The 10,932-nt window shown below is 61.0% G+C and carries 12 protein-coding genes and 2 tRNA genes; all 14 read left to right on the top strand.

Translation table 11 applies throughout. The annotated features are described in order from the left end of the window. The first annotated feature begins 79 nt into the window (after window positions 1–79). The 14 genes from rpoD (at window position 80) to rnc (ending at window position 10,929) form a co-directional block, all read left to right on the top strand. Window positions 80–1,429 carry an RNA polymerase sigma factor RpoD gene (gene rpoD / locus DW913_RS07765; protein ID WP_117798136.1) on the top strand — a complete coding sequence of 450 codons (1,350 nt, stop codon included), beginning with the start codon at window positions 80–82 and terminating at the stop codon, window positions 1,427–1,429. 192 nt (window positions 1,430–1,621) lie between these two features. Then, a tRNA-Asn gene (locus DW913_RS07760) sits at window positions 1,622–1,696 on the top strand. 33 nt (window positions 1,697–1,729) lie between these two features. Next, window positions 1,730–1,804 (top strand) — tRNA-Asn (locus DW913_RS07755). A gap of 161 nt (window positions 1,805–1,965) precedes the next feature. Further along, window positions 1,966–2,355, top strand: coding sequence for an Asp23/Gls24 family envelope stress response protein (locus DW913_RS07750; RefSeq protein WP_187361832.1), 390 nt, complete (start codon window positions 1,966–1,968; stop codon window positions 2,353–2,355). A gap of 27 nt (window positions 2,356–2,382) precedes the next feature. After that, window positions 2,383–4,044, top strand: a complete 1,662-nt coding sequence (locus tag DW913_RS07745) for a DAK2 domain-containing protein (protein ID WP_117765715.1) — start codon at window positions 2,383–2,385, stop codon at window positions 4,042–4,044. Window positions 4,045–4,053: 9 nt separating this feature from the next. Next, on the top strand, window positions 4,054–6,231 hold the full coding sequence (gene recG / locus DW913_RS07740) for an ATP-dependent DNA helicase RecG (protein WP_117798135.1): 2,178 nt from the start codon (window positions 4,054–4,056) through the stop codon (window positions 6,229–6,231). Beyond that, window positions 6,228–6,872, top strand: a complete 645-nt coding sequence (rsmD, locus tag DW913_RS07735; protein ID WP_117798134.1) for a 16S rRNA (guanine(966)-N(2))-methyltransferase RsmD — start codon at window positions 6,228–6,230, stop codon at window positions 6,870–6,872. The genes recG and rsmD overlap by 4 nt, the downstream gene beginning before the upstream one ends. Further along, on the top strand, window positions 6,865–7,362 hold the full coding sequence (gene coaD, locus DW913_RS07730; protein WP_117564151.1) for a pantetheine-phosphate adenylyltransferase: 498 nt from the start codon (window positions 6,865–6,867) through the stop codon (window positions 7,360–7,362). The genes rsmD and coaD overlap by 8 nt, the downstream gene beginning before the upstream one ends. 68 nt (window positions 7,363–7,430) lie before the next feature. Continuing rightward, window positions 7,431–7,928, top strand: a complete 498-nt coding sequence (locus DW913_RS07725; protein WP_040358176.1) for an ATPase — start codon at window positions 7,431–7,433, stop codon at window positions 7,926–7,928. Further along, the gene (locus DW913_RS07720) at window positions 7,928–8,482 is read left to right on the top strand and encodes a DUF177 domain-containing protein (protein ID WP_055309521.1); all 555 of its coding nucleotides are present in this window, start codon (window positions 7,928–7,930) and stop codon (window positions 8,480–8,482) included. The genes DW913_RS07725 and DW913_RS07720 overlap by 1 nt, the downstream gene beginning before the upstream one ends. A gap of 64 nt (window positions 8,483–8,546) precedes the next feature. Further along, window positions 8,547–8,726 (top strand): 50S ribosomal protein L32, encoded by a 180-nt coding sequence (gene rpmF, locus DW913_RS07715; protein WP_022094017.1) that lies wholly within the window; start codon window positions 8,547–8,549, stop codon window positions 8,724–8,726. An 87-nt stretch (window positions 8,727–8,813) separates the two neighbouring features. Then, window positions 8,814–9,833: a phosphate acyltransferase PlsX gene (gene plsX, locus DW913_RS07710; RefSeq protein WP_117798133.1), complete on the top strand. Its 1,020-nt coding sequence runs from the start codon at window positions 8,814–8,816 to the stop codon at window positions 9,831–9,833. A 124-nt stretch (window positions 9,834–9,957) separates the two neighbouring features. Next, window positions 9,958–10,200, top strand: coding sequence for an acyl carrier protein (locus DW913_RS07705; protein ID WP_055309519.1), 243 nt, complete (start codon window positions 9,958–9,960; stop codon window positions 10,198–10,200). Between the two features lie 3 nt (window positions 10,201–10,203). After that, complete coding sequence (rnc, locus tag DW913_RS07700; protein WP_117637759.1) at window positions 10,204–10,929, top strand: ribonuclease III; 726 nt, start codon at window positions 10,204–10,206, stop codon at window positions 10,927–10,929. Window positions 10,930–10,932: the final 3 nt, after the last annotated feature.

Here is a 10,932-nt window from a genome sequence, read left to right as displayed (position 1 = left end):
TATCCAGTCCTCTTTTTGGGTATAGACGTCTATGTGTGTGCTAAAGTAATGAGTCCTGTGGACTATGAAGGGAGAATCTGTGCCAAAAAAGACTGAGAGCACGGGTACTGGGCTGGAATCCTACGTTGCAAAGCTCATGGGCAACGGCTCAAACAGGACTTCGGTAACCGAGGACGAGATTCAGGTCGCCCTGAAGGATATCGATGTTTCTGACGAGCAGCTCACCGCGGTGTATTCCGCGCTGCGCAACAGCGGCATCCAGATTATCTCCGCGAGCGGTAACGACGACGCCCCCATGGACGTCGACGATGACGATAACGATACCGATACCGACGATTTCGATGACGATGACGAGCACGATTCCGGCTCGCTCGACGATCACGAGCTCAAGATGGCCCGTCAGGCCGACGCCGAGATGGGTTCTTCCAAGAGCAAGAAGAAGCGCACCGTGCGCACGTCCCGTTCACGCTCCCGCGTGCGTGGCATCGATGCCTCCACGGTGATGCTGACCGGCGATCCGGTTCGTATGTACCTTAAGGAGATCGGCAAGGTCGACCTGTTGACCGCTTCCGAAGAGGTCGATCTGGCTATGAAGATCGAGGCCGGTCTCGAGGCCACCGAGAAGCTCGAGGCTGCCGAAGCAGGCGAGCTCGAGCTCACGCGTGCCGAGATGCGCCGTCTGACCCGTATCGAGAACGTCGGCCTCGAGGCCAAGCAGGCTCTCATCAGCGCAAACCTGCGTCTGGTCGTCTCCATCGCCAAGCGCTATGTTGGCCGCGGCATGCTGTTCCTGGACCTGATCCAGGAGGGCAACCTCGGTCTGATCCGCGCCGTCGAGAAGTTCGACTACCAGAAGGGCTTTAAGTTCTCCACGTACGCCACGTGGTGGATCCGTCAGGCCATCACGCGCGCTATCGCCGACCAGGCCCGTACCATCCGTATTCCCGTGCACATGGTCGAGACCATCAACAAGCTCGTCCGCGTGCAGCGCCAGCTCCTTCAGGACCTGGGCCGCGACCCGACCCCCGAGGAGATCGGTGCCGAGATGGACATGAGCGCCGACCGCGTCCGCGAGATCCAGAAGATCTCGCAGGAGCCCGTGTCGCTCGAGACTCCCATCGGCGAGGAAGAGGATTCCCAACTGGGCGACTTTATCGAGGACTCCCAGGCCATCGTTCCGCCCGATGCGGCCAGCTTCTCCATGCTGCAGGAGCAGCTCACCCAGGTGCTCGACTCGCTTGCCGATCGTGAGCGCAAGGTTATCGAGCTGCGCTTTGGCCTTGTCGACGGACATCCCCGTACGCTCGAGGAAGTCGGCCGCGAGTTTGGCGTCACGCGTGAGCGCATCCGCCAGATCGAGTCCAAGACCCTGGCCAAGCTCCGCCACCCGAGCCGCTCGAGCAAGCTCAAGGACTACATCGAGTCTTAACCTCGCAAGCAAGAAGCGCCCTCAAGCACATCCGCTTGGGGGCGCTTTCATGTAGTCATTGGGGACGTTCTTGAATGACTAGTCGTTTAAGAACGTCCCCAATGACTAGGTCGGAAAATTTCTTAAAAAAGTTCTTGCCCTGAGCTGATTCGTCCGTATAATAAACTTCGTTGCTTGAGAGCACGCACCTATTCCTCGGTAGCTCAATGGTAGAGCACGCGGCTGTTAACCGCGCTGTTGTAGGTTCGAGTCCTACCCGGGGAGCCAGAATTTTCAGCCCATTCCGTTGGGCTTTTAAATTCCTCGGTAGCTCAATGGTAGAGCACGCGGCTGTTAACCGCGCTGTTGTAGGTTCGAGTCCTACCCGGGGAGCCAGGTTGTAAAACCCGTCGCTTATGCGGCGGGTTTTTTCATACCGCGATCGCCTGGCGCGAACGTTACCATATCAACATTTCGTGTCGAGGATGTAATCCCGCGACCCACCACCTCAACATGGCGCGCTCGTTGTAGAATATTGCAATGATTGCTCCCACGAGATGGTGCCGCGAGCACCAGATAAGGAGATTCTTGTGTCTGAGACCATTAACGGCAGCCTGAGCGTCTCGAACGACGTTATTGCCGATATTGCCGGTTATGCCGCGATGACGTGCTATGGCGTCGTCGGTATGGCTGAGCAGCTCCAGGGTGCCGAGAGCGTGCGCCTGCTTGCCGGTCAGCGCCTCCGCAAGGGCGTGCTTGTCTCCGCCGACGAGAACGGCCTTACGGTCGATCTTCACGTCGTGCTCGAGAACGGCGTCAACATGAAGTCCGTCTGCCACAATCTTTCGAGCTCCGTTGCCTTCACTCTGCAGGAGATCGCCCAGATCGATCCCGCCAGCCTTAAGATCGGCATTCACATCGACGCGCTCAAGAGCCGTCTGAACTAGCATCCGAAAACGGAGATTCAAATACCCATGATTGCAAAGACCATTCGCACCTGTTTTCCGATCGCTGCGGCTGCCGTTTCCGACAAGGCCGAGGAGATCAACAAGCTCAACGTCTTCCCCGTACCCGATGGCGATACCGGCACCAACATGTCGCTCACGCTCGCCTCGGTGACCAAGGAGCTCTCCGCCCTTCCTGCCGACGCCGACATGGAGGCCATCGCCGGTGCCATCACCCATGGCTCCCTCATGGGTGCCCGTGGCAACTCCGGCGTCATCACCTCGCAGATTCTGCGTGGTGTGGCCGAGGGCCTTGTCTCTGCCGATGAGCCCATCACGTCCGCCAACATCGCCTATGCGTTCCGCCGAGCCGTCAAGGTTGCCTTCCAGGCCGTCCGCAAGCCCATCGAGGGTACGATCCTCACGGTGCTGCGCGACGTTTCGACCAAAGCTGACGAGTGCGAGAAGAAGAAGTTCTCGGCCGAGGACGCGCTCGACGCCATCGTCGTCGAGGCCTATCAGTCCGTCGCCCGTACGCCCGACCTGCTGCCCGTTCTGAAGGAGAACGGCGTGGTCGACTCCGGCGCCTTTGGCTTTGCCATCTTCCTGGAGAACTTTGTTGCCGCCGCGCTTGGCCGCAGCACCGTTGTCGAGGATTTCTCCGCCACGTTTGATTCCGCTGGCTCTGCCCGCGACGCGGCCCTCGGTCGCGTTGAGATCGAGGCCAACGACGATTGGGAGGGCTCGGAGTTCCGCTACTGCAACGAGTTCCTCTTTAAGGCCGACGCTCCGTTTGACGAGGACGAGTGCCTTAAGTTCCTGGGCTCCATGGGCGACTGCGAGTTGCTCGTGGGTGCCTATCCCGACTACAAGATCCACGTGCACTCCAACACCCCCAACCTGGTGCTCGAGCACATGCTGCAGCTTGGTCAGATCTATGAGGTCTTTATCCACAACATGGAGATGGAGGCCCACGACCGTACCGCTAAGATCCACGAGGATCAGGAGAAGGCCGCCGAGCCCGCGAAGGCCCTGGGCTTTGTCGCCGTTGCCGCCGGTTCCGGTGAGGCCGACATCCTCAAGTCCCTCGGCGTTGACGTGATCGTCTCGGGTGGCCAGACCATGAACCCCTCGACCGCCGACCTGTTGGGCGCCGTCGACCAGGTCAACGCGACCTCGGTCATCATCCTGCCCAATAACGGCAACATCCGCATGGCTGCCGAGGCCGCAGCCTCTGCCTGCACCGACAAGAAGGTCGCCGTCGTTCCCACCAAGACCGTCCCGCAGGCGTTCTCCGCGCTGTTCGCCGTCCTGCCCGATTCTGAGCTCGAGGACGCCGTTGCCGCCATGGTTGACGCCATCAGCGAGGTCCGCGATGGCGAGGTCACCCGCGCCGTGCGCGACTCCAGCGCCTCGGACGGCTCTCCGATTCACTCCGGTGACGTCATGGGCATCATCGCCGGCTCCATCGACGTGGTCGGTTCCGACGTGAAGCAGGTCACGCTCGACTGCATCAACCGCATGCAGGAGGAAGAGGAAGGCGACGCGCTGACGATTCTGGCCGGCGAGGAGCTATCCGACGAGGCCTTCCAGGAGATCGTCGACGCCATCGAGGAGGCTCAGCCCGATCTGGAGATCGACGCCCATCGTGGCGAGCAGCCGCTCTATCCCGTGATCTTCTCGATCGAGTAGGCTCTGCCTATGTCCGAGCTGTGCTCCGTGCCGCGCGTCTCGGAGCGCTTTGCCCAGAGCAATGCGCTCGACGAGGATATCGCGCGACTCAAATATGTTTCGGGTAAACGTGAGGAGGCCCTTCGCCGTCTGGGAATTCGGACGGTGGGGGACCTCCTTCTGCATATCCCTCATCGATACCTGGACTTTACGCGCTCCTGGTCCATCGAGATGGCGCCCATCGGTACCGTGTGCACCATCATCGCCACGGTCGACCGTATCGTTCAAAAGAAGCCGCGTCCGCGCATGCAGGTGACCGAGGTCTCACTCGTTGACGAGACGGGCGTGCTGCAGGTCGCCTTTTTCCGTCAGCCTTGGATTGCCCAGCAGCTTAAGCAGGGCGACCGCCTGGCCGTGATGGGCAAGGTCGAGTTTGCCTACGGTTTTAAGCAGATGGCCTCGCCGCACTTTGAAAAGCTCGATGACGGGCGTGCTGCGGGCACCATTTTGCCGGTCCATTATGTGAGTGACGGCGTGAGCCAGGCATGGATGCGCCGCATCGTAAGTGGCGCGCTCGAGGTCGTCGGCAATCCCTTCGACCCGATTCCCGCACGCTTGCGCGTTAAGCGTCGCCTGATGAGCAATGCTCGTGCGCTTCGATCAATTCACTTTCCCTCGAGCATGGCTGAGCGCGATATCGCGCGCGCACGGCTTGCCTACGAGGAGTGCCTTTACCTGCAGCTGGCGCTGCGCCTGCGCAACGACGGCAGCCTGGTCGATGTGGTGCCCTACGCCCACGCCGCGGGCGAGCACCTGGCCGCGCTCAAGCAGGCCCTGCCATTTTCGCTGAGCGACGAGCAGGAGGCCGCGTTCCAAGATATCCTGCGCGATATGTGCGATGGCGGGCGCGTGATGAACCGCCTGCTGCTGGGCGATGTCGGTACCGGTAAGACCGCCGTTGCCGCCTGCGCGCTGGCTGTGGCTACCGATAGCGGCACGCAGGCCTGCGTTATGGCGCCCACGGGCGTGCTGGCGCGTCAATATGCCGATAAGACCGGCCCCTTGCTCTCGCAGGCTGGCATGACCTGGGCGCTCCTGACGGGCGCCACGCCAGCGGCCGAGCGCGAGCGGATCCATGCCCAGCTGGAATCGGGCGAGCTCGATGTCCTCTTTGGCACCCACGCGGTGCTTTCGGATAACGTGGCGTTCAAGCATCTGTCGCTCGTGGTCATCGATGAGCAGCACCGGTTTGGCGTCGGCCAACGCAACGCCCTGCGTGCGAAGGGCCCTGGTGCCGATCTGCTCGTTATGACGGCAACGCCCATCCCACGTACGCTGGCGCTTTCGGTCTACGGCGATCTGGACACGAGCATCATCCGCCATCGGCCCGTCCCTGGCGCTGGCGTGACGACACGCGTGCTTACCGAGTCGAGCCGCGACCTTGCCTATGGCGCCATCCGCGAGGCGCATGAAAAGGGTCAGCAGGCCTACGTGATTTGCCCGCTCGTGGAGCCGAGTGACTCGGCCGATGATCTGGAGGACGTGCCCGGTATCGCCCGCGACGACGAGGGCCGCGTGACGGTCCCCGTGCCGCTGCACGATACGGCGACCGAGCTCGATCGCCTGCGTCTGGCGTTGCCGGGTCTTGCCATCGAGCGCCTTCACGGCCGCATGCCAGCGGGGGAGAAGGACCAGGTTATCGATGCCTTTAAGCGTGGCGAGATCGACGTGCTCGTCTCGACTACGGTGGTCGAGGTGGGCGTCGACGTGCCCAACGCCACCGTCATGGTCATCGAGAACGGTGAGCGCTTTGGCTTGGCGGCCCTGCACCAGCTGCGCGGTCGCGTGGGCCGCGGCAGCGTGTCGGGCACCTGCCTGGTCATGACGCACTCCAAGGGCAATGGCGGCGCCTCGGCGGCACAAGACCGCCTCCAGTCGCTCGAAAAGACCTCGGACGGCTTTACGCTCGCCCAGATGGACCTGCGTCTGCGCCACGAGGGCGAGATTCTGGGTTATCGTCAACACGGCGGCATTACCTTGCGCTTTGTGGACCTGGACGCCGACGAGGATCTTATCGAATGGGCCCATTTGGACGCGGTCGAGCTCTTGCGGTATGCTTGCAACCTTGACTCCGTGGCGACGCGCCCCTTGCGCGACGCGGTCGCCATGCGTTATCGACATATCTTTAAGGAGGTCAGCGGAGGATGAGAATCATCGGCGGTGAATGGCGCGGCCGCAAGATCGAAGAGCCGCGTGGACGCGATGTCACCCGTCCTACGACCGATCGCGTGCGCGAGGCATGTGCATCCATGGTCATGTCGGCGTTCGATTTCGATTTGGACGAGGTCCGCGTGCTGGATGCCTTTGGCGGCTCCGGTGCCCTGGGAATCGAGATGCTCTCGCGTGGCGCCCGCTCGCTCACCACGTTCGAGATCGATCGCAATGCCGCCCGTCTGATCACCAAGAATATCGAGTCGCTGTGCGGCGACCGCTCGCGTTGGCGCGTCGTTACCGGCGATGTGTTGGCGAGCGCCTCGCGCGGCCGTGTGCCGGGTGGCCCCTTTGATCTGGTCCTGCTCGATCCGCCCTATGCCTTTGGCGCCGAGCCGGTCGAGGAGCTGCTGCAAAACCTAGCTCAGCAAGGCTTGCTGGCACAGGGTGCCTATGCGCTGTTTGAGCACGCTGCCGCCGACGCGGGCGCTCACCCGACCGGTTTTGAGACCGTGCGAGAGAAGCGCTACGGCATAACCTCGGCTGACTTGCTGCGCTGGGTGGCCGAGGACGAGAACGACCTTGCTGACAAGAACGAAAATAACGAGGAAGCGCCTTGGGAGGACGCCCATGAATGACACCATCAACCGCGTGATCGTCCCGGGCACCTTCGATCCCATCACGTTTGGCCATATCGATGTGATCCGCCGCGCCCGTCGCATCTTTCCCAGCGTGATCGTCGCTGTTGCCGAGTCGCAGGGTAAAAACGGCGTGGGCACCACGTTTATGCTCGATGAGCGCGTGGCGCTGGCTCGCGAGGCGCTCGGTGATATCGACGGCGTCGAGGTCCTGCCCTTTACCGGCCTCTTGGTCGACTTCGCTCGCGAGCAGGGGGCGGGGGCCGTGGTCAAGGGCCTGCGCGCCATGACCGACTTTGAGTACGAGCTGCAGCAGGCAGACCTCAACTATCGCTTGGATAACGAGCTGGAGTCCATCTTTGTCATGAGTGCGCCGCAGTACGGCTATATCTCGAGTTCGGTCGTTCGCCAGATCGCCTCGCTCGGCAGCGATGTATCGACGTTTGTCCCGCCCAACGTGGTCGAAGCGCTCAGACACCGCTTTTCGTGACGTTTTTTATTGCCTGGTGGCATGTGGTAAACTAGCACGATGATATGTTACCTATGAAAGGAGACCGGATGCCGGGCGAGAATTTTCCTGGCGATAGGATCGTCAGCTTGGTCGATGAGCTCGAAGGGCTGATCGAGGAAGCCAAGCCGCCTTTCGGCAAGAACGCTCAGTTCAAGGTCATCGACGCCGACGTGTTCTTCAACATCCTCGACGAGATCCGCATGAGCTATCCCGAGGAGTGGCAGAAGTCCCGCCGTATCCTTAAGGAGCGCGAGGAGCTTATGGCTTCCGCCGCCGCCCAGGCCGATTCCATCATCGCCGACGCTCAGCAGCAGGCCCTCACCATTGCCGGTGAGCAGGAGATCGTCCGCTTAGCGCAGCAGCAGGCCGACGACATCCGTGATCGTGCCCAGCAGTACGAGCGCGAGACGCGTTATGCTGCCGAGGACTACGCAGAGCAGGTCTTTACGCACCTGGAGGAGAACCTCAAGAGCCTGACCGGCACCGTTACCCGTTGCCGTCAGCAGCTCAACGAGGGTGCCGCCCAGCAGAATGGTCAGTGGTAATGGCTGAGTTCCCGAGCGTTACCGTCGATCTTTCTGAGCAGCTCGAGTTTCCTGGAGATTCGTATCCGCTGACCGGTAAGGTCGATGTCGCCACCTACACGGTGGGCGAGAAGGAGTACCAGCTACAGGACGGCATCGACTACGACGTTGTCTTTACCAATGCCGGTACCGGTGTCTTGCTCACGGGCATGGTCCGCGCGCACGCCACCGGCGAGTGCGACCGTTGCCTGGAGCCCGCCTCGTTTGATATCGCCGGCGAGATCGAGGAGTTCTACCTCTTTGAGGAGCCCGAGGATCCCGAGGCCTACGAGGACGGCTACGAGCTCCTGGGTGAGGACCGCATCGTCGATCTGGGTGAGCCCATCAATGACGCGGTCGTTATGGACACGCCGTTTGTGGTGCTCTGCAAGCCCGATTGCCGCGGTCTGTGTCCCACTTGCGGTTGCAATCTCAACGTCGAGCAATGCGATTGCGCCGCCCAGGCAGAGGCAGAATGGGCTGCTGCCACGGAAAATCCATTTGCAGCATTGAAGAATCTCAAGCTCGATGAGTAAAACTGTGGTAGTATCGCTACTTGCGCGTAATCGCCACACTGGATAGTTCATAAGGAAGGTCACTATGCCCGTACCTAAACAAAAGCAGGGTCGTATCCGCACTCACACCCGTCGTTCCGCCAACATGAAGATCTCGGCTGCGGCTCAGTCCACGTGCCCCCGTTGCGGCGCTGTCAAGCTTCCGCACCACGTGTGCCCCAGCTGCGGTTTCTACAAGGACCGCGAGGTTATCGTTACCGAGTAACGGTATACTCTGGATGCGATGCCGTTCCAAATGGAACCACAATGGCCGGCTCAATGAGTCGGCCATTTTTGTATAAGGAGCATGTATATGAGTAACGTTCGCGTTTGTGTAGACGTTGTGGGCGGAGACGAGAAACCTCAGGTTGTTCTCGATGGTATCGAGGCTGCGCTTGCCGCCGATCCCGATATCGAGGTCTTGGCAGCTGGCCCCTCTGAAATTGTCAATCCCTTTGCTGCTTCCCATGCACGTGTTGAGGCTCTTGAGGCACCCGACGTTATCGCCATGGATGACGATCCCATTCGCGCCGTGATGACCAAGCGCAAGTCCTCGATCGTGCTTGCCTGCCGCGCCATCAAAAAGGGCAACGCGGACGCGTTTTTCTCCGCCGGCTCCACCGGCGCCATGACCGCTGCCGCGACCGCCTACGTCACACCGTTTAGATATATGGCCGAAGGCAAGAAGCAGCCGGTGCGCCCCTGTTTGACCAATGCGCTGCCCAATCGTGCCGGCGGCCTGACGGTGCTGTGCGACATGGGCGCCAACCCCGATGTCGAGGTGGACGACATGGTGCGTTTTGCCCAGATGGGTAGCGCTTATGCCCGCGTTGTCCTGGGCATCGAGCATCCTCGCGTGGGCTTGCTTGCCAATGGCACCGAGGACGAGAAGGGCTCCAACTTTACCAAGGCCTGCTTCCCGGCCATGAAAGCCGCCGTTCCCGGCTTTGTGGGTAACTGCGAAGGCACCGATCTTACGTCGGGCAATTTTGACGTCGTGGTCGCCGACGGCATGTCGGGCAACATTGCGCTCAAGGCCACCGAGGGCGCTGCCAAGTTTTTGTTGCAGGAGCTCAAGGGCGTCTTTATGTCTTCGCTTGGCACCAAGATCGCCGCGCTGCTCATTAAAAAGCAGATGCGTGAGATAAAGGCCAAGCTCTCTGGCGACGCCAAGGGCGGCGCGATTCTTTTGGGCCTGCGCGGCGTGGTTCTGATCGGCCATGGCGCCACCTCGGTCGAAGCTGTTAAAAACGGTACGCTTGCGGCGGCCGAAGCCGTGCGCGCCGGGCTGGTCGAGAATGTCGCCAACTCCATGGACGGCATCGTTTTGTAAGAGCGAGTTAGAGCGCTGTTATGTGCCTCGCGGCCTGCTTCGTGGGGTAGAATCAGAACCGTGTCTTGGTACCGCCCGGGCGGTACCATTCTTTTGGTATTCATGCACTATGAGAGGAAGCGCTATGGACCGCTCCGAAATCTTCGACAAGATCGCCGAGGTCGCTGCTGACGTTCTGGGCGTCGATGTTGCCGAAATTAGCGATGAGACCACCTTTGACGATCTCGATGCCAACTCGCTCGAGCGCCTGCAGCTGGTTACGGCTATCGAGGACGAGTTCAACCTCGAGATCGATGACGAGACTCTGCTCTCGCTCAACTCTGTCGCCGACGCCGTCGACGCGATTGAAAACGCCAGGGAGGCCTAGGTCTTGGCTTTGTCTGAACGACTTACGCGTGCCCAGGAAATTCTGGGCCACGAGTTCAATAATAAGGTGCTTCTGCGCGCGGCGCTTACGCATCCCTCGGCAGTCGAGGGCCAGCCGGTTTCTGCCAGCTATGAGCGCCTTGAGTTCTTGGGCGATTCCATTTTGGGCGCCGTCGTCGCCCGTTCGCTCTTTGAGTCCTATCCCGAGTTTGACGAGGGCAAGCTCACGCGCCTGAAGGTGTCGCTTGTCTCGGGCGCTACGCTATCCGAGGTGTCGCATGAGCTGGGCATCGACGACATCATCATCTTTGGTGCCTCCGAGACCGGTACCGGCGCGCGTGGCCTGCACTCGGCGCTCGAGAACGTCTATGAGTCGCTCGTGGGCGCGCTGTATCTGGATGCTGGCTGGGATGCGGCGGCGGAGTTTATCCACCGTACGCTTAAGCCCCATTTGGCCTCTGAGCGTGCCGAGCATCCTGCGAACCCCAAGTCGTTCTTGCAGGAGTGCGTGCAGGCAGACGGCCATGAGCCTCCCGCGTATAAGCTCGTTGGCTCCGAGGGCCCGGCGCATGCGCCCACCTTTACCGCCGTGGTATTGATCGATGGTATTCGCCAGGGTCGCGGCTCCGGCTCCTCAAAGAAGGAAGCCGAGGGAGCCGCTGCACTCGAGGCACTTGACCGCATGGGCTACACCACCAACGGCGTGATTCTCAACAAGAAGCCTGTTTAAGCG

The sequence above is a fragment of the Collinsella sp. AM42-18AC genome (assembly GCF_003467965.1).
In the GTDB taxonomy this organism is placed as follows: Bacteria; Actinomycetota; Coriobacteriia; order Coriobacteriales; family Coriobacteriaceae; genus Collinsella.
Note: the sequence above shows the minus strand (reverse complement) of the source record. Positions and strands in the feature narration are given on the sequence as shown.

Excerpts from the sequence above, each read along its gene's own strand:
- DW913_RS07720 (WP_055309521.1), top strand. The coding sequence starts at position 7,928 with ATGGCTGAGTTCCCGAGCGTTACCGTCGATCTTTCTGAGCAGCTCGAG.
- DW913_RS07750 (WP_187361832.1), top strand. The coding sequence starts at position 1,966 with ATGGTGCCGCGAGCACCAGATAAGGAGATTCTTGTGTCTGAGACCATT.
- rsmD (WP_117798134.1), top strand. The coding sequence starts at position 6,228 with ATGAGAATCATCGGCGGTGAATGGCGCGGCCGCAAGATCGAAGAGCCG.
- recG (WP_117798135.1), top strand. The coding sequence starts at position 4,054 with ATGTCCGAGCTGTGCTCCGTGCCGCGCGTCTCGGAGCGCTTTGCCCAG.
- plsX (WP_117798133.1), top strand. The coding sequence starts at position 8,814 with ATGAGTAACGTTCGCGTTTGTGTAGACGTTGTGGGCGGAGACGAGAAA.
- DW913_RS07725 (WP_040358176.1), top strand. The coding sequence starts at position 7,431 with ATGCCGGGCGAGAATTTTCCTGGCGATAGGATCGTCAGCTTGGTCGAT.
- DW913_RS07745 (WP_117765715.1), top strand. The coding sequence starts at position 2,383 with ATGATTGCAAAGACCATTCGCACCTGTTTTCCGATCGCTGCGGCTGCC.
- DW913_RS07705 (WP_055309519.1), top strand. The coding sequence starts at position 9,958 with ATGGACCGCTCCGAAATCTTCGACAAGATCGCCGAGGTCGCTGCTGAC.
- rpmF (WP_022094017.1), top strand. The coding sequence starts at position 8,547 with ATGCCCGTACCTAAACAAAAGCAGGGTCGTATCCGCACTCACACCCGT.
- coaD (WP_117564151.1), top strand. The coding sequence starts at position 6,865 with ATGAATGACACCATCAACCGCGTGATCGTCCCGGGCACCTTCGATCCC.